The 18,822-nt window shown below is 61.3% G+C and carries 13 protein-coding genes; 1 reads left to right on the top strand and 12 read right to left on the bottom strand.

Annotated features, from left to right (window positions below):
• Positions 1-11: 11 nt before the first annotated feature.
• The 10 genes from BW686_RS11875 to kdpF all read right to left on the bottom strand — a co-directional run bounded on the left by BW686_RS11875 (position 12) and on the right by kdpF (position 12,848).
• Complete coding sequence (locus BW686_RS11875) at positions 12-2,024, bottom strand: transglutaminase TgpA family protein (RefSeq protein ID WP_084916911.1); 2,013 nt, start codon at positions 2,022-2,024, stop codon at positions 12-14.
• Positions 2,021-3,004 (bottom strand): DUF58 domain-containing protein, encoded by a 984-nt coding sequence (locus BW686_RS11870; protein ID WP_084916909.1) that lies wholly within the window; start codon positions 3,002-3,004, stop codon positions 2,021-2,023. Before BW686_RS11870 ends, BW686_RS11875 begins: the two co-directional genes overlap by 4 nt.
• Positions 2,974-3,891, bottom strand: coding sequence for an AAA family ATPase (locus tag BW686_RS11865; RefSeq protein ID WP_084916907.1), 918 nt, complete (start codon positions 3,889-3,891; stop codon positions 2,974-2,976). Before BW686_RS11865 ends, BW686_RS11870 begins: the two co-directional genes overlap by 31 nt.
• Positions 3,892-4,539: 648 nt before the next feature.
• On the bottom strand, positions 4,540-4,818 hold the full coding sequence (locus tag BW686_RS11855) for a hypothetical protein (RefSeq protein ID WP_084916905.1): 279 nt from the start codon (positions 4,816-4,818) through the stop codon (positions 4,540-4,542).
• Between the two features lie 106 nt (positions 4,819-4,924).
• Positions 4,925-5,617 carry a response regulator gene (locus tag BW686_RS11850; RefSeq protein ID WP_084916903.1) on the bottom strand — a complete coding sequence of 231 codons (693 nt, stop codon included), beginning with the start codon at positions 5,615-5,617 and terminating at the stop codon, positions 4,925-4,927.
• Complete coding sequence (locus tag BW686_RS11845; protein WP_084916901.1) at positions 5,614-8,277, bottom strand: sensor histidine kinase; 2,664 nt, start codon at positions 8,275-8,277, stop codon at positions 5,614-5,616. Before BW686_RS11845 ends, BW686_RS11850 begins: the two co-directional genes overlap by 4 nt.
• Positions 8,278-8,339: 62 nt before the next feature.
• Entirely contained in the window at positions 8,340-8,912 is a 573-nt protein-coding gene (gene kdpC, locus BW686_RS11840; protein WP_179149253.1) for a potassium-transporting ATPase subunit KdpC, read from the bottom strand.
• Positions 8,913-8,966: 54 nt separating this feature from the next.
• Positions 8,967-11,045, bottom strand: a complete 2,079-nt coding sequence (gene kdpB / locus BW686_RS11835) for a potassium-transporting ATPase subunit KdpB (RefSeq protein WP_084916897.1) — start codon at positions 11,043-11,045, stop codon at positions 8,967-8,969.
• A 10-nt stretch (positions 11,046-11,055) separates the two neighbouring features.
• Positions 11,056-12,750 carry a potassium-transporting ATPase subunit KdpA gene (kdpA, locus tag BW686_RS11830; protein ID WP_084916895.1) on the bottom strand — a complete coding sequence of 565 codons (1,695 nt, stop codon included), beginning with the start codon at positions 12,748-12,750 and terminating at the stop codon, positions 11,056-11,058.
• A 2-nt stretch (positions 12,751-12,752) separates the two neighbouring features.
• On the bottom strand, positions 12,753-12,848 hold the full coding sequence (kdpF, locus tag BW686_RS11825) for a K(+)-transporting ATPase subunit F (RefSeq protein ID WP_003406089.1): 96 nt from the start codon (positions 12,846-12,848) through the stop codon (positions 12,753-12,755).
• 242 nt (positions 12,849-13,090) lie between these two features.
• Here kdpF and BW686_RS11820 point away from each other — a divergent pair, with 242 nt between their 5' ends.
• A complete protein-coding gene (locus BW686_RS11820; RefSeq protein WP_084916891.1) occupies positions 13,091-13,354 on the top strand; it encodes a helix-turn-helix domain-containing protein in 264 nt (87 codons plus the stop codon).
• Between the two features lie 83 nt (positions 13,355-13,437).
• Here BW686_RS11820 and BW686_RS26500 read toward each other — a convergent pair whose 3' ends face one another.
• Positions 13,438-18,252, bottom strand: a complete 4,815-nt coding sequence (locus tag BW686_RS26500) for an RHS repeat-associated core domain-containing protein (RefSeq protein WP_084916889.1) — start codon at positions 18,250-18,252, stop codon at positions 13,438-13,440.
• Positions 18,253-18,290: 38 nt separating this feature from the next.
• A complete protein-coding gene (locus BW686_RS11810; RefSeq protein ID WP_084916887.1) occupies positions 18,291-18,791 on the bottom strand; it encodes a hypothetical protein in 501 nt (166 codons plus the stop codon).
• Positions 18,792-18,822 lie beyond the last annotated feature (31 nt).

The raw sequence follows: 18,822 nt of genomic DNA, 5'->3' as shown, positions 1-18,822 counted from the left end.
GACCAAACCTTTCATGAATGCCTGTGCCTGACGGCTGACAACCGCCAGGGCAGACGACGACGCAGCGTCTTCAATGCCTTCTTCAAACGGCTCGCGCGAGCGAGTTGCCCGGCGTAGCGCTGCGCTTGAAATTCCCGAATGAAGCCTTCGATGGCCTCGGCATGCTGCGGAAAAAACAGCACCGCTCGATGGCCAAACGCATCGGCGCCTTCACCCGGCATACGACGCAGACCATGACGGGCCAGCAAGCGTTCAAATGCGTTGAACAGGCGCAGCTGCAAATCGCTCTCGCGCAGCCACGGTTTGAACAGCCACAAAGCGATCAGGCCCAGCGACAGCAGGATGCCCAGCACAAAAACCGGCGCCTGAAAGCCCGAAAACCAGCGCCCGAGAATGTGTAACTGTTGTTGTCCCTGATACCCCAGCACCCAGCGTTGCCAACCGTAGTTGAGGTTGTCCCAGCTCAGGCGCATCGCGTTGATCCAGGGCACGTTGCGATAACGCAACGCCGACAGCGGGGAATCCTGGAGGAAGGCTTCGTCGGCCGCCAGGGCCTGCTCCAGGCCTTGCTCGATACGCTGCGGCGCAACCGCAGCGGTAGGATCAACGCTGCGCCAGCCGACGCCCGGCTGCCAATACTCGACCCAGGCGTGCGCGTCGAACTGGCGCACGGTCAGGTACTGGCCGTCGGGGTTCAGTTCACCGCCCTGATACCCGGCCACCACCCGCGCCGGAATGCCAGCGGCACGCAACACGAAGGTCATGGCACCGGCGTAGTGAGCGCAGAAGCCCTGACGGCTGACGAACAGGAATTCATCGATGCTGTCACTGCCCGTTTGCACCGGTTTGAGGGTGTAATGAAACGGTTGATCGCTGAAGTAGGCGAGCATTGCTTCGACCAATGCGTCGGGCGTTGCGTAACGGCGGTGCAGCTCATCGGCCCACTGCCGGGCGCGGTCATTGCCTTTGGGCGGCAGTTGCAGGTTCTGGCGCTGAATCTGCTCATTGGATTGCGGGTCACGAATACTTTGCGGCCAGGAGTTGACGGTATACAGCAGCGATTGCTCGACCGGCCTCCTGCGTTGCAAGCGGAAGTCACTCATCTGGCGCACGTCGGGCAATGTCGTTTCAGCCACATCGAGGCTCAACAACCACGGACGACCGCTGGCTTCCATGACGACGCTGTAGGCCAGCGGCTCGCCCTGTTTCTCCCACTGTGGAATCTGCACCGTCTGGGCTCGGGCTGACTGCGACCAGCGACGCCCGTCGAACTGCTCAAGGGTCAGGCCGCGCCAGTACAGCTGATTGCGCGCAGGGATCGGCCCTTCGAAACTGGCACGAAACACCAGCGCCGGCGATTTGCTCAGCTCGGCCATGTCGCCCGGCGCCATGCTGTCAGACAGCCCGGTGACGCCCTTGTTACTCGGCTGCGGCAATGACCAGAGCGGGTCCAGGCGCGGAAAAAACAGGAACAGCACCAGCATCAGTGGCACGGCCTGGGCCATCATTTTAAAAGCCAGCTTCAGCGTGTCGGAAGACTGGCCCGCCAGATCGGACTGCTGCAGACCGATCAGCGCCGCCAGCAGCGTGCCGACAGGCAGCAGACTGAACAGCGCCCACAGCAGGTTGTTTTCAAACAGATAGCCGACCGCCACGCAAAAAAAACCAAGAAAAATCAGCACCCGCGCGTCACGGCGGTTGTTCATTTCCAGCATTTTCAGGACGAAGGCCGCCACCAGCAGCGCCGCCCCCGCGTCCAGCCCGACCAGACTGCCGCGCGCCAGGTACACGCCACCGGCGGTGCCCACCAGCAACCCTGACTTGACCCAGGTGCCGGGCAGACGAGCGCGCATCCGGAACACCTGAACCCGCCAGAACGTGCAGCCCAGCCACAGGAGGATGATGGAGACGGGCACATGCAGCGCGAACGGCAACACCACCAGCGCCTGCGCCAGCAACAGCCAGACCAGACTGACGCGGGGGATCGGCGCAAGGGGCGGCGCGGCGCTGGCGTTGACGTTCATGACCGGTCGCCATACAGCGCCAGTGCGCGCAGGCAGGCTTCACGGTGCGCGTCACCGCTGTCCACCGTCGAAAGAAAACCCGGCAGCCGCAAGGCGAACGGCTGGCGACGCCGGGACAGCTCCAGCACCCAATAACACAGCCGCGACAGGCGTTCTTCGATACCGCCACCCAGCGCCATGAAATCCAGGCACAGGTCATGACCGCTCAGATCGGTGAAATCCTTGATCAGCAGCCCTTGGCCCCGGGAATACGCTTTCCAGTGCAAACGACTGCGGTTGTCACCCGGCTGGTAGCTGCGCAGGCCCTGGTAGTCATCGACCCCTGCGCCCTGAGTGGCCTGACCGTCATCCTCGGCATGGGGTTGCGCACCTTTGAGCAGCGGCATGGCGCCGGACAAGGGCCGTGGATAGATCAAGGCGCTCTGCTCCAGGTCGAGCCAGCTCCAGGCGCGGAAGATGCCCAGCGGAAACACGCTTTCGACCCGCAACCGGGGGGCGTGCAGCCAGCCACGTTTCTCGGCAGGCAGGGTCAATTCCAGGTCGGTCAGGCCGCGCGGCAGTACGTCGCCGGGCTGCATGGCCGTGGCGGTCCAACCCAGGCCCAGTGCATGATGAGCCTGCCCGGCACTTTCCAGACGCAGGTGCAGTTGCACCGGTTCACCGACAAACACCGAACGCGCCACACCGGCGCTGAGAATCAAACCGCTGATGTTGCGGTAAGTGTGCAAAATGGCCAGCACGCCTACCGACAAGAGCAGAAACGTCAGACCGTAGGCCAGGCTGTTCTGATAATTGATCGCCACCAGCAGCATCAAGACCAGCACCAGCGCATAGGTCATCCCGGTCCGCGTCGGCATGATGAAGATGCGCCGATGGTCGAGCGTAACCCTCGACGCCGGTGGAATACGCTTCACCAGCCAGCGTTGCCAGAGCGGTTTGAACGGCTGGATCAAAGCGCGGGCACCTCGCGCAACAGCCACTGCACCAGCGCCCCGCCACCGTGGCCGGTGGGGTCGCTGCGCTCACGCAACCGATGGCCGACCACCGATGGAAGCACCGCCTGCACATCCTCGGGAATCACGTAATCGCGCCCCAGCAACATGGCCCAGGCCCGTGCCGCCGCCAGAATCGCCAGACTCGCTCTGGGCGACAGGCCATACGCGAACTGCGGCTGGCTGCGTGTGGCATCGACCAGGCGCAGCACGTAATCGACCAGCGCGTCACTGGCCCGCACCTGCCGCGCCTGAGCCTGAAGCTCACCCAGCAGGGCATGATCCAGAATCGGTTGCAAACGCGGTAACAGCTCACGACGCGACTCGCCGAGCAGCAAGGCTTTCTCGGCGGCTCTGGCGGGATAGCCCATTGAAATGCGCATCAGGAACCTGTCCAGTTGCGACTCGGGCAAGGCGAACGTGCCCCCGGAGCTGAAGGGGTTCTGGGTGGCGATCACGAAAAATGGATCAGGCAACAGGCGAGTCGCGCCTTCGATGGACACTTGTCCTTCTTCCATCGCTTCCAGCAGGGCGCTCTGGCTTTTAGGCGTGGCGCGGTTGATTTCATCGGCGAGCACCAGCTCGGCAAAGATCGGCCCCGGGTGAAACGTGAATTGCCCGCTGTCACGATCAAAGACCGACGTGCCCAGAATGTCGCCCGGCAACAGATCGGACGTGAACTGAATACGCTGATAGCTCAGGCCAAGAACCTTCGCCAGCGCATGACTGAGCGTGGTCTTGCCCATACCCGGCAAGTCCTCGATCAGCAAATGCCCGCCGCCGATCAGACAGGTCATCGCCAACCGTACTTGCGCGTCCTTACCCAGCACGACTTCATTGATCGCGCTCAGGCATGCATCGAGTTTTCTGCCCATCGAAAAGCCCCTCCGACCACTGCGCATGACTGTGGGACTGCGCACGATGCTAAACGTCCGAACACTCTACGGTGAGCGTAGGCCGTTTCGCCAGAGGCGGTAGGGATTTGATGTGATGCAAAGCATACGGAGCGAGAGGTGGCGACGGTTCGCTAGTCCGCGAAGGCGATGTTGAGAGCGATATATCTCCTGCGAATTTAAGGCCCTTTTCGCGGACAAGTCCGCTCCCACAAGGTCCGCTTAACACCCGTGGGAGCGGACTTGTCCGCGAAGGCACTATTCCAGACACAGAAAATGCATCGGATGTACCGCCCCATTCGCGGACAAGTCCGCTCTCACAAGGCCCGCTTAACACCCGTGGGAGCGGACTTGTCCGCGAAGGCACTATTCCAGACACAGAAAATGCATCGGATGTACCGCCCCATTCGCGGACAAGTCCGCTCTCACAAGGCCCGCTTAACACCCGTGGGAGCGGACTTGTCCGCGAAGGCACTATTCCAGACACAGAAAATGCATCGGATGTACCGGCCCATTCGCGGACAAGTCCGCTCCCACGACTTGAACTATCGTGCGACGCTCCGCGTCGGCATGCCGTTCTGGACGCTCTGCGTCCGCGATGGCATGTACGACGCGGTGCAGGATCAGCTATCAGCGGCCCGCGCGGGATTCACGGATGTAGAAGCGGGCTTTTTCGGCTTTCTCGGTGCAGCCTTCAAAGGCTTCGAACTGTTGCTGGGTCTTGGCGCCGGTCAGCAGCGACAGGGCTTTGGAGTAGCTGACGGTTCCGGCGAAGCCTTCAGCCTTGGCCAGATCAAGTTCGTGCCAGGCAGCGTCGAGCTGGGTACCGCAGCTGTCCCGATACCCGGTCTTGCCGGCACAACCTGCAAGGACCAGCACCAGCAATGGCAGACAGATCAGGGCTTTCATGGGGTGTTACCTCAAGAGTAAATACGGAGTGTGCGGCTTTGACGATCCGGCTTGCCAAAAGTGCCATGACCCAGGCGCCAGTATCGTTGTTTTCATCTTCATGTCATCAACTGTCTGCGAGCAATCGATAACCGATGCCCGCCTCGGTCATGATGAACCTCGGCGCGGTCGGGTCATCGCCCAGTTTCTGGCGCAAATGCCCGACCACAATGCGCAGGTAATGGCTGTCTTCAGTGTGGGTCGGCCCCCAGATATCCTTGAGCAATTGTTGCTGGGTGATGACTCGTCCGGGGTGCCGCGCCAGTTGCGCCAGTACCGCGTATTCCTTGCGAGTCAGCGCCACTTCCTGCTCATCGAGCAACACGCGGCGGTAGGCCAGATCCACGGTCAACGGGCCGAAGCGCAAGGCCGAGTCGGGTTTCTCGCTGCCTGACACCTGCCTCAGCAACGCCCGGACCCTGGCCAGAAACTCCTGAATGCCGAACGGCTTGGTCACGTAATCATTGGCCCCGGCATCCAGCGCCTGAACCTTCTGCGCCTCGCTGGCGCGTACCGAGAGCACCAGAACCGGCACGGCCGACCACTCGCGAAACTCGCTCAGCACCTGCTGGCCATCCATGTCCGGCAGGCCGAGGTCGAGGACCAGCAGGTCGGGCTTGCTCAGCGCGGCCTGAGTCAGCCCTTCCATGCCCGTGGCTGCTTCAATCACTTTGTAACCCTGAGACGCGAGGCTGATGCGCAGAAACTTGCGAATCTGCGGCTCGTCGTCAATGACCAGAATCGTCGCCACCTGACTCAAACAGGTTCCTCCATTTCGGCATCCGGCTGCGCCTGCAACGGCAGAAACAACGTGATACGCGTCCCCAGTCCGTCGATGCCTTCCTCGACAGCCAGTCGCCCGCCGTGCGCGCCGATCATGCCCTGACAGATCGCCAGCCCGAGCCCGGTGCCCTGCCCGCCCCGGTCACCCCGTGCTGCGGTGTAGAACATGTCGAAAATCTTCGCCCGTTCGTCCTCGGGAATGCCCGGCCCTTCGTCACTGACCGAGAAGAACAGCTCGGCGTCGACCACGCCTGCCGCCACCTGCAAGCGCCCGTCGACGGGTGAAAAGCGCGCGGCGTTTTCCAGTACGTTGACCAGTGCCTGCTCGATCAGCGCCGCATGCACATACAGCAATGGCAGTTCGCCGGGCACGTGCGTGCTGACCTGTAATGGCGCCAGCACCGCACGCAGACGATTGAGCGCGCTGCCGACGATATCGGCCGGCGACACCCAGTCACGGGCCAGTTTCAGCGCGCCGTGGCCCAACCGGGTCATGTCCAGCAGGTTCTGGATGTAACGGTCCAGACGCTCGGCCTCGTCACGGGTGCCTTCCAGCAACTCGCGACGGTCTTCCAGAGGAATGGCTTCGCCCAGTGCCAGCAGGCTGTCGATGCTGCCGCGCATCGACGTCAGCGGGGTGCGCAAATCGTGGGACACCGAGGCCAGCAAGGCACTGCGCAGTTGCTCGGTTTCCCCGTGCAGGCGCGCCGCTTCAAGCTCTTGCGCCAGTTGTGCGCGGGCCAGGGCCTGCGCCAGCGGCTGAGTCAGCGCGGCCAGCAGGCGGCGATGTTGCGCAGTGAACAACTGCCCTTCCCGGGCACAGACACCCAACAAGGCCAATGGGCCTTCTTCTGCGGTGATCGGCCACCACCACCAGCGACCCGACGGCAACGTGCCGGTGCCACTGCCGGCGGGCTGATCGTGCTGCCAGGCCCAGTCAGCAGCCGCGCGTTCGGCTTCCGAAAACGTCAGCGGCCCACCGGTTTCGACCACCCAGCCGCCCTGCCCGTCGCGCCCCACCAGGCACAGGTGCAACTCTTTCCAGCCGGAAAAGTGCTGCTCGGCGGCATTGAGTACCGCTTTGCGATCTGTGGCGGCGGTCATTTTTCGCGACAGATCAAGCAGCTCGCTGGTCTGTTCCTGGGTGTCGCGCAACGCCTGCAATTGCCTGCGCTGACGCGCCGCCAGTTTGCCGGTCAAGGCTGACATCAAAAGGAAGAACAACAGCGTCAGCACGTCTTCTTCACGCTGGATATTCAGTGAGAAGCTCGGCGGAATGAACAGAAAATCATAGGCCAGAAACGACATCCCGGCGCAAGCCAGCGCAGGCCCCATGCTGCTGCGCACCGCCACCAGCAACACCGCAGCGAGGAAGATCAGGGAAATATTGGGCAGCGCCAGCACACCCGCCACGCCCCAGGCCACCAGGCTGGCGATCAGCGTGGCGACGAAGGCCAGGCCGTAATCGAACCACACCACTTCACGGGCAGGACGCGCCCGCGGCGGCTGATCGGGCAGTTCTTCACTGTCATCCAGCACCGAGATTTCCAGACCGTGGCCTTCGCGCAACAGGCGCGCGGCCACACCGCCGCCGAATACCCGACGCCGCCAGTGCCTGCGCGACTGCCCGACCAGCACCACGCTGGCACGCCGTTCGATGGCATGCTGGACCAGCGTCCTGGCCACTTCTCCGGCGCGCAACGAGACCGCTTCGCCGCCCAGCCGCTCGGCCAGTTGCTGGGCGCTTTGCAGACGTGCCCGCGACTGTTCGTCGAGGGTCTGCCCGTCATCGACATGCACGGCGCTCCACGGCAGATGACGACGCTGGGCCACCCGGCTGGCGTGGCGCACCAGACGCTCGGCGTGGGTATCGCCATCGATCCCCACCAACATGCGCCCACGCACCGCCGGTGCGGACTGGCCCAACTGCCGGTAGCCCTGCGCCAGATCGTTATCGACCTGAGCCGCAGCGGTCTGCATCGCCATTTCGCGCAACGCAGTGAGGTTGGTCTGGGTGAAAAACGCATCAATGGCCGCACGCGCCTGCTCCGGCACGTAGACCTTGCCATCGCGCAAGCGCTCCAGCAGCTCACGCGGCGGGAGGTCGATCAGGACCAGATCGAAGGCTTCCTGCAGCACCCAGTCCGGCAGCGTCTCGCGCACCTGCACACCGGTGATGCCGCGCACCTGATCATTCAGACTTTCCAGGTGCTGGACGTTGACCGTGGTGTACACGTCGATACCGGCGGCCAGCAGTTCCTGAATGTCCTGCCAGCGTTTGGTGTGCCGGCTGCCCGGCGCATTGGTGTGCGCCAGCTCGTCAACCAGCACCAGGCTCGGGGCGGCCTTGAGCAAGGCGTCGAGGTCCATCTCTTCCAGCGTCATGCCACGGTATTCCGTGCGCAGCAACGGCTGTTGCGGCAAACCGTTGAGCAGCGCTTCGGTTTCTGCACGCCCGTGGGTTTCCACCACGCCGGCCAGCACCTTCACGCCCTGACGCAGTTGCGCGTGGGCGGCCTGGAGCATGGCGTAAGTCTTGCCCACGCCCGGCGCGGCACCGAGAAAAACCTTCAACCGCCCACGCCCCTCGCGGGGCAACTGGGCCAGCAGTGCGTCAGCTCGACCGGAATCACTCAAGTTGGGTATACCTTTTCTCTATCACTGTTAGCCTAGTCAATCTGTCGCCATTACGCATTCTGTTACAGCTGCGCGTTGCGTGGTGCAGACGGTAACTGATTCAGGCTCATATTCAAGGTCAATACGTTGACCACTGGCGGGCCGATCAGCGGACGCTGGGTGTTGGCGTCGATCAGGGCCTGCACTTTGTCCAGCGGCAACTGCCGGGCCGCTGCCACGCGACTGGCTTGCCAGGCAATGGCTTCAGGTGACAAGTGCGGATCAAGGCCGCTGCCGGACGTGGTCAGCAAGGCCATCGGCACAGGCCCCTGAGCGGCGTCGGCCATTTTGGCGGCGTCTTCCTTGACGCGTGTCGCCAGCGCCGGGTTGCTCGGGGCGAAGTTGCTCGCACCGCTGGCCACCGTGGCAAACGCGCCTGCGGATGGACGCGACTGGAACCACTCTTCGCCGGTAAACGACTGGGCGATCAGTGACGAACCGCGCACCTTTCCCGCTTCGTCATACAGCAGGCTGCCATTGGCCTGTGCCGGAAACGCCACCTGTGCCACCCCGGTGACGGCCAACGGATACGCCACACCGGTAATCAGACTCATCAACACAATCAGGCTCAGGGCCGGACGCAATACACTGGACATCTGCACATCCTCAATCAGGTAAGGCTGCACGCCGACCGGCATGCAGCACAGGCTTCACACCAGGCCGAGACCGACCAGCAACATATCGATCAGCTTGATGCCCACGAACGGCACCACGATACCGCCCAGGCCATAGATCAGCAGGTTGCGACGCAGCAGGTGAGCCGCGCTGGCGGCCTGGACACGCACGCCGCGCAGGGCCAGCGGGATCAGCACCACGATGATCAGCGCGTTGAACACAATGGCCGACAGAATCGCGCTCTGCGGGCTGGCCAGTTGCATGACGTTGAGCACACCCAGTTGCGGGTAGATCGACGCAAACAGCGCAGGCAGCACGGCGAAGTATTTGGCCACGTCGTTGGCGATGGAGAACGTGGTCAGCGCGCCGCGCGTCACCAGCAACTGCTTGCCGATCTGCACCACGTCCAGCAACTTGGTGGGGTCGCTGTCGAGGTCGACCATGTTGGCGGCTTCACGTGCCGCCTGGGTGCCGTCGTTCATCGCCATGCCGACGTCCGCCTGAGCCAGCGCAGGCGCATCGTTGGCACCGTCACCGCACATCGCCACCAGCCGGCCTTCGCCCTGCTCCTGACGAATGCGCTCGAGTTTCTTCTCCGGTGTGGCTTCGGCCAGCACGTCGTCAACGCCCGCTTCGGCGGCAATGGCTGCGGCAGTCAGCGGGTTATCGCCGGTGACCATCACGGTGCGAATGCCCAGCTTGCGCAGTTCTTCGAAGCGCTCGCGAATACCCGGCTTGACCACGTCCTTGAGGTGGATTGCGCCCAGCAGCCGACCGTTGGCGCAGACCAGCAGCGGCGTGCCACCGGTCTTGGCGATCTTGTCCACTTCACGTGCCAGCGCAGGCGGCAGATCGCTGCGCTGCATATTGACGAAGGCCAGCAGCGAATCCACCGCGCCCTTGCGATAGACATGCCCCTGATAGTCCACGCCGGACAGACGCGTATCGGCACTGAACGGCACGGCCGTCACCGAGCTCAGGGTCGGCTCGCTCATCGGGTGCAGGTTGCGCAGGAACTCGACGATGGACTTGCCTTCTGCCGTGTCATCGGCCAGCGACGCCAGCAAGGCGCCCTCGCCCAGCTCTTTCGGGGTCACGCCGGGCGCGGCGTAGATGGCGGCGCAACGACGGTTGCCGAAAGTGATGGTGCCGGTCTTGTCCAGCAACAGCACATGCACATCACCTGCGGCCTCGACCGCGCGACCGGACTTGGCGATCACGTTGAGGCGCACCAGACGGTCCATACCGGCGATACCAATGGCCGACAGCAGCCCGCCGATGGTGGTCGGGATCAGCGTCACCAGCAGCGCCACCAGGAACACCAGCGGCAGGCTGCCACCGGCAAAGTGGGCGAACGGCTGCAAGGTGATGACCACCAGCAGGAAGATCAGGGTCAGGCCGATCAGCAAGATGTCCAGTGCCACTTCGTTGGGCGTCTTCTGGCGTTTGGCGCCTTCGACCAGCGCGATCATGCGGTCCAGTGTCGATTCGCCGGGGTTGCTGCTGATGCGCACCAGCAGCCAGTCGGACACCAGCCGAGTGTTGCCGGTGACCGCCGAGCGGTCGCCGCCGGACTCGCGGATCACCGGCGCGGATTCACCGGTAATGGCCGCCTCGTTGACGGCCGCAATCCCCTCGATGACTTCGCCGTCACCGGGGATCATTTCCCCGGCGTCGACGCGCACCACATCACCCTTGCGCAACTCACTGGCGTTGATCGTGCGCAGGCTGCCGTTTTCATCGCGGATGCGCGCCTTGAGCCCTTCGCTACCGGCCTTGAGGCTGTCGGCGCGTGCTTTGCCACGGCCTTCGGCCAGTGCTTCGGCAAAGTTGGCGAACAGCACGGTGAACCACAGCCACAGGGCAATCTGCACACAGACAGAAGTCGGCACCTGCGGGTTGGGGATGACGCACAGCACGGTGGTCAGAATGGCGGTCAGTTCCACCACCAGCATCACCGGCGAACGCTTGAGCTGGCGCGGGTCCAGCTTGACGAACGCTTGCGCCAGCGCCGGACGCCACAGGGCGGCGATGCCGGTTTTAGCCGACTCGCTGGCGGCCTGCGGTTCGGCGGCTTTTGCAGCAGCATTTCTTGAAACTTCAGTAGTGCTCATGATCGGTTCCTCAGAAACCCAGGCTCAGGTGTTCGGCAATCGGTCCCAGTGCCAGGGTCGGCAGGAAGGTCAAACCACCCACCAGCAAAATGGTGACGGTCAACAGGGTGACGAACAGCAGGCCGTGGGTCGGGAAGCTGTTCTGGCCCTGCGGCGCGGTTTTCTTCATCGCCAGGCTGCCGGCCAGTGCCAGCACCGGCAGGATGTAGCCGAAGCGGCCAATGAAAATCGCCAGGCTGAGCATCAGGTTGTGAAACACCGTATTGGCACTGAACCCGCCGAATGCCGAACCGTTGTTGGCCGTGGCCGAGGTGTAGGCGTACAGCAGCTGACTGAAACCGTGCGGGCCGGGGTTGCTGATCGCACCCGCAGGGCCGGGCAAGCTGGCGGCGATCGCACCGAGTACCAGCACGCCCACCGGCATGACCAACAAGGTCGCGACCAGCAGCCGGACTTCCTGGGCCTGGAGTTTCTTGCCGAGGTATTCCGGGGTGCGGCCGATCATCAGGCCGGCGAGGAATACCGCAATCAACACGTTCAACAGCATGCCGTTAAGGCCCACACCGACGCCGCCGAAGATCACTTCACCGACCATCATGTTGACCAGCGCGACCATGCCGGTCAGCGGGTTAAGGCTGTCGTGCATGCCGTTGACCGAGCCGTTGGACGCCGCCGTGGTGGCGACGGACCACAGCACGGTGCCCGTGGTGCCAAAGCGGGTTTCCTTGCCTTCCAGCGGCGCCGTCTGTTCAACACCGGCGATGTTCAGCGCCGGGTTGGGCTGGTACTCGGCCCACAGCGACACCGCGCCGCCGATCAACAGCAAGGCCAGCATGCAGCCAAGAATGGCGCGGCTCTGGCGCATGTCCTTGACGTAGTGGCCGAAGGTGAACACCAGCGCAGCCGGGATCAGCAGGATCGACACCAGTTCGAACAGGTTGCTCAAGGCGGTCGGGTTCTCGAACGGGTGCGCCGAGTTGACGCCGAAGAAGCCACCACCGTTGGTGCCCAGTTGCTTGATGGATATCTGGCTTGCCGCCGGCCCCATCGGCAGGCTCTGACCGCTGCCTTGCAGGGTCAGCGCATCGATGTAATGGGCGAAGTTCTGCGGTACGCCCTGCCAGACCAGAAACACCGCCAGCACGATACTGATCGGCAGCAGGCCATAAAGTGTGGCGCGGGTCATGTCGGCCCAGAAATTACCCAGGCTGTGCGACGAACGACGGCTGATGCCGCGACACAGCGCGACCAGCACAGCGATGCCGGTGGCCGCGCTGACGAAGTTTTGCACGGTCAGGCCGACCATCTGGCTCAGGTAGCTGAGCGACGCCTCGCCGCTGTAGGCCTGCCAGTTGGTGTTGGTCACGAAGCTCATCGCCGTGTTGAACGCCAGCGACCACTCCATGCCCGGCAATTGCTGCGGGTTGAGGGGCAGCACGCCTTGCAGCATCAGCATCGCGAACAGCACGACAAAGCCTGCCAGGTTGAACGCCAGCAAGGCCCACGCGTATTGCTTCCAGGATTGCTCGGTTTTGGGGTCTACGCCGGAGATCCGGTAGCAGGCACGCTCCACCGGCCCCAGCACCGGGCTGAGCCAGGTGCGCTCGCCTTCCATGACCCGATAATAGAAACGCCCCAACCACGGCGCAGGCGCCAGCAGCAGGACCAGAAAGGCCAGGATCAACAGATAATCGTAACTGTGCATGATCACTCCTGACTCTGGTCGGCGCGCAACAGCGCCACCAGCAGATAGATGAACAGCCCGACTCCCATCAGCAGAGAGATACCATCCATAACGCTCATTGAAATTTCCCCATCAGGCAACAACCGATACGGCGCAGGCCGCGTGAGGTGCATTGTCGGCAGCAACGGTGTAAAGGCACGAGATCGACAGCCGGGGATCGCCGTAAAGAAGCTGTAAAAAAAACGCTACAGACCAGACGGTGCAAGGCGTGCGCTCGGGTCGGCGCTGTCATTTATGTCAGGTTCGCAGGGAGGCGCTCGGGGGTATCGTGGTGCGGCAATCTTCAGGGAAGGACCTCACCATGGCTCGCGACAAGGGAAAACCGTGCGGTGCAACGCCGCCCTGCCCGACCGCGTCCACCGTTGTCCGGTTGACTGCCAAGGAACGACAGGTTCTGGAGTGGGCGGCGATCGGTAAAACGGCGTGGGAGATCGCACGCATACAGGAATGCTCGGAGGCGACGGTCTACTTTCACACCAGCAATATCCGTCGCAAGTTTGACGTGCATTCGATAAGTGCGGCGTTGGTGATCGCGATGCAGCAGGGGGTTATTTCGGTGAGGTGATAGGTAACAATTAAAACCCCTGAGTTAAACCGGACAACGGCAAATAGGTCGTTGCCCGGCTAGCCAGTAGAAACTGTGTGCTATCAACTATTTCCGTCACCCAGAAAACTGCGCTCCTTTTGAAAGTCCCGTGGCGTACGTTTGGTCTGATACTGACCAAGCCTTATTCTTTCCTGCTGGGAAGCAATAGCTTCATTAATATCAAATTCTTTTGCAAACTTTTTTAAGGTGGACTTAACCTCCTTGGTAACAATCCGCTTCCCGACATTTTGGCTTGCATAAGTGTAAACACGCTGTGCTTCAAAAAACAGGTACTCAGTATTATCTACTGCCTCTTCTGCTGCGCTAAGCTCAGTCACAAGTCGACTCGACGGCGGCTTCCCCTTCGAGCGTGCTGACAGCGTTTCTTCTGTTTTCCTGGTCAGGTTTTGTTGTGCATTTTTATATGCCCGATCCTTCGGTATAACTCTTTTCCTGAGGTTCTCCACCGTCTTAGGCGTCATTTTCCTCAGGCGAACAGGTATGCCTTTGCTGTTGCCGAGCAATGCTTTAGGGATGGAGCTGTCCGCAGCAGAACTAAGAGGCGCTGCAAGCCTTAACAATGCTCCCCAAATACTATGCCCCGTCGGATCCACCCCATTGACCGGGTCCCCCTCAACATACGCATACGCATTCACCCCACCCTCGCCAAACGGGCTCCAACTGTCCGGGCTGTTAAAGCGCATCAATACCGGGTTATAAGCGCGATAACCGTTGCCCAGCAGTTGCCAGCCGGTATCGGCCTCGGCGAGTTCGCCGTTGTATCCCAGACTGCCGACCGGAGGGTCTTCACTGCCGGGGTAACCGTAGACCGTATAACTTCTCCGGTTGATACCGGCGGCGTGGACTTCACTCAACACGCTGTCGCTGATGCTGGTGGCAAGCAGCACCGTTTGATCGCTCTGGTGTTCAGCCAGCAGGTAGCCGTCCCCGCGCATGAAGGTACTGTTCTGATGGCTGCCCAGCGTATTGGCAAGCGTCCCGCCGCGGTAAAAACGCTGGTCCTGGTCGCCGTCACGGGTTTCGCCGGCCACCAGGTCATCCGGGCCATAGCTCAGATGAATGCCGGCAGGAGGTGCGCCTACCTCGATCAGCCGGCCTAACGGATCGTACTTCAGCGGGCGCTTCTCCTCATCGAGGGTCAGGTTGCCGTCCGGGTCGTAGTCAAGCAAGATGTCCGTTGGGTAATCGGTGTGACTATTCTGCACTCGCGTCAATTGCGCAGGGTCAGCCCCCTCGTAAAAGTAACGGGCCACGTTGGTTTTGCCTTCAAACGTCGTCATGACCGTCGTCAAGTTGTTCACGCCGTCGAAACTGAAGACTTGTCTGGTGATAACCTTGCGATACGGGTCAACGGGTAGCTGGGTGCCTGCACAATCGTATTGAACCAGGCGACCACTGGTGTCATAGCGATAGGTTTCATCACGAATGAGGGTGCCTCCCTCAGTCAGGGTGCGCTTGATCATTTCGTCGACACCGTTGTACATCTGGACCATCCGTTGCCCAACGCCATTGAGGTCGAAGGTGCGCAGCCTTTCCCGTCCCTGATCGTCATACTCAAGGCTGATCACGACCTTGTGATGACTGGTGCTGTCAGCCGTGGCGATGCTGGCGGTGCGGCCAAAGGCGTCGTACGTGAAGTTTGAGGTGATATCCCCCAAACGGGTCTGCTCCAGTCGCCCGACGGTGTCATAGCGGCTGGTCTGCTCCTGGCCCAGCACATCGGTGTACGACAACAACAGCCCCAGCCGGCTATAGCGGTAATGCATGGTGTATTGATTTCCCTGCGAAGTACGCTGCTCGCTTTTCAGTGACCCGGTGCTGTAGTACTCGCGTTTCAGCGCCTCACCCTGTTCCAGCGAATTCAGCAAACGCGCATTGCGCGGGTCGTACTCGTAATCTGCGGTCACGCTCAGTTTCGCCACGTCATCGGACTGGGTCCGTTGCAGCGGCTCGCTGCCCAATTGTGGCTGGTACTTATAGTCAATCCTGCGTCCGCTGGGCAGGTTCACCGTCTTGGGTTGAAGCAGGCCGGGATCATAGCTGAGCGTGCGTGTACGTCCGCCGGTCACTGAGCGGACGATACGATCCAGCCCGTCGAACGCCTGCTGGCCCAATTCGCTGATCTTGCCGTTGTGCTCGACGCTAATCGATGTCGGTAAATCTTCGCTGCTGTGGGCGGCGTAACTGCGATGCTCGATCGCCCCGCTTGGCAACGTGGTTGCAATGGGCCGATCAAATGCGTCGTAGGTGTAGGCGGTGATCCGTTGAACCGCATCAGAACTGACGGCTTCCCTGACGCGACGGCCCAGCCCGTCGTAGTGGTACTCGCTCAAACTGACCACCTGGCCAGTGGAATCAAGGCGCACGCTGCGAGTGGGTTGCTCCTCGAACAGGCTGAGCCAGGTTTCACTGACTGCGCTTTTTTCAGGCACGCTGCCACTGCTTTCTGTCCAGCTATGCTGAATCGGACCTTTGGACGCCGCCGTACCAATGGGATCGGTTTCCTCGACGGTCCTCACGCCGTCCGGCCCCGTCACGCATCGCTGCTCGCCCCAGTCGTCGTACTCGTAATGGCTGGTCAGCGCCAGTTGCCGGGTTTCCAGCCAGTCATATTCAGCTTCGTGCAGCAGACGCCCCCAGGCATCATGCACGGCGCTGTACGTCTGACGCGGCTCATCGGCCCGCGCAGGATCATCAGCGTTGTCACGCTCTTCATAGATGACCCGGTTCAACCCGTCGAAGCGGCTACAGGTCCTCACGTCCTTGACATCGAACAGTCGCTGCTCGGCCTGGTCGCCCGGGTTGGCGCACAGCACATATTCGTAACGCCGGGTCGCCGCGTACTCGGTGCCAGGTGCCACGGTTTCGCTCACCACGCGCCGCAGGTTGTCGTAGACGTAACGGATCTCGACATTATTGTCATCACGGTTGAGCAACGGCTCGCCGATCAGCAGCGAGTGCTCCAGGGTAATGACCTGCTGTGTGCCGTCGAAGCCGGTGACGGTCTGCACGGTACGCTGCACGCTTTCTCCGAACTCGGGGCTGTCAAGCGTGCTGTAGACGTATTCGGTCGTCGTGTTCTGCCCGCCCATCGTCACAATCTGCCGGCCCACGCGACCATGTTGAAAGGCGTCGGCCGGGGCTTCAATGTGCTCATAAACCGTGCGCTGCAATTCCTGCTCAACGTCGGGGATCTCTCGTAACAGCGCATCGATCGTGTCACGAAGCGCCCGCATTAACGCGTGATCGACGCCAGGCACCATGCCTGACAGGCTGTCGATGCGGTGATACGCATCACGCCGCAACCCGTGCCTGGCGCTGGAGTCCAGTTGTAACAGGGTTTCGCTTTGCTCGGTCAGCCACGCCCCCTGTTGACTGCCAGTCACCGCGGGCAATGCCTTATAGCGATAACGGCTGATCAAGGTAGGGGCCTGACCATACTCGGACGCTGCCGGCACAACGGTCTTGCTCTTGAGGTTGCGAACAAAGCCTTCAGGGTCAGGCGGACAACCGTCCTCCCCCTCGGCCAGGTACCATTCACTGTTTTCAACCACACCATTGGCCTGAGTCTGGGCGAGCAGATTGCCGTAGATGTCGTAGCGACTGCTGACAACCTCGGTGCGCGGCACACTGCCGACCGTGGACAACCGCCAGCTCGTCTTGACCTCTTTGGGCAACTGGCAATAGGCCGGTTGCGCGTAAAACGGCTGACCTTCCTCCACGTAATAGCTCGTGTCCACTTCCATGATATTGACGTTCTGGCGAGTGGTTTCACGGACCAACAGGTGAAACTGACTGAAGACACGCTCGATGCTGCGCACATCAAGGTCATTGATTCGCAGGGTTTCAGTCGACGAGTATTGATACGGTTCGGCGCCCAGGTACTGATAAAGGTTATCCAGACCGTTGTCTTCCCAAGCGATATCCAGGCCCGCGCCGAGAAAATTGTGCTCACGCCCCGCGCTGTCCTTGTAGCTGTAATGCACGTTGATCTCTGGCTGACCGAACCCGGGAGCCGTGCGATGGTGCGTGACTCTGGGCAGCGGCTCACGTCCGGCCTTGGCCGGGAACTGGTGACCTTCATCCTGGTAAAGCACTGTTTCCTGCCCGCCGACCGGTGTTTCCACCGAGATCATGCACAGATGGTTACGGATCAGCGTGTACTCGAAGCGCCAGGAGGCCTTGTTCTCGGTGGGTAATTCGATGCGCGTAACGCGGCGATCCGAGCCACCCAGCAGCATCATGAACGTTGCGCCCGGGCCGTCGGCCGCATGCAACTGTATCTCTACAGATGCAGTGCCCCGGCTGACGCTGAGTAATGTCTGCCCCGAGTCGTCCTTGACCTCCCTGAGCATCTGATGCCCGCTGAAGGTTGTGTATTCCAGCGTAACGCTGTGCCCTTCCGGGGCACATATGCGAACCGGCAGGGCAACCCGGTTGCCTACACTGCCGCGCACCTCCAGGTGCTCCACCAGGCCGGACTTATGCACCACCCGATAGCGGCTGTCGTCCAGTTTGTAGAAGTGAAAACTGTCGATTTTCTTTTCTGACATCAGCAACTGATCGTCACGGGTGCCATCGACTTTGAACGTTTCACCACTGCTCAAGGACACGATCTGTGTGCCCAGCGTAAATTGCGAAAGTTGCAGATTCCAGCCAAGACCAAAACCACTGTCTTGTGTGTTGAGCGGGTTATAACTCAATGCCAGGGGGACGCCGGGCCCACGCAACCCGTTGGTCTTGACGTCGGGCAATGTAATAGACGCTGTGTATTGGCCTGTGCGCGGGTCAACACCACTTTGTATGTAACTCATGAAATTGAATGCATTGGAATGCACGGACGTTGAAATGGTCATGTTTCGAAACCTCGAAGTGTCAAGTACTTAACGAATAATCACGGTGTGACGGTAGGCGGACTCGACACACGAACCCTGACACAGGACAACTTGCCCTTGATGTTATCGTCGCCACTATAACCCTTGGTTAACCTCACCCCGCGGACGATCACATCGCCCACTTTTTTGTTTCTCAGGGCGTCAATGGACAACCATCCCGTGGAAATCGGGTCGATCGTAGTTCGCAGTTCAAAGACCCAGCTCGGGTCATCATCGCAGTCTCTGGATTCAAGTGTTATGAAGGTGGACGACCGCACGTTATCGAGCCTTACGTAACTCATGACGTCGTTGTCACACGAATGATCTTGTTTGTTGAGATAGACCGTGTCGTTTGCGGCAGGAAAACTGCAATCGTCGCCTCCACCTTGATCATCTTGTGCGAGGTAGATGGTTCGCACCACCTTGGGGACCTCAGGCACGGGCTTTTCGGTGGGTGACAGCGTGCAGCCCGCCAGGGCAACAAGCACGAGGCTTGTCAGGGCGTTGTTCAACGTATTCATGATAATGACTCCCTGTCATTTCATTGTGGTG

The organism is Pseudomonas syringae (genome assembly GCF_002157375.1).
Taxonomy (GTDB): Bacteria; Pseudomonadota; Gammaproteobacteria; order Pseudomonadales; family Pseudomonadaceae; genus Aquipseudomonas; species Aquipseudomonas syringae_T.
The sequence above is the reverse complement of the archived record's forward strand: the minus strand, read 5'-3'. Positions and strand labels throughout refer to the sequence as shown.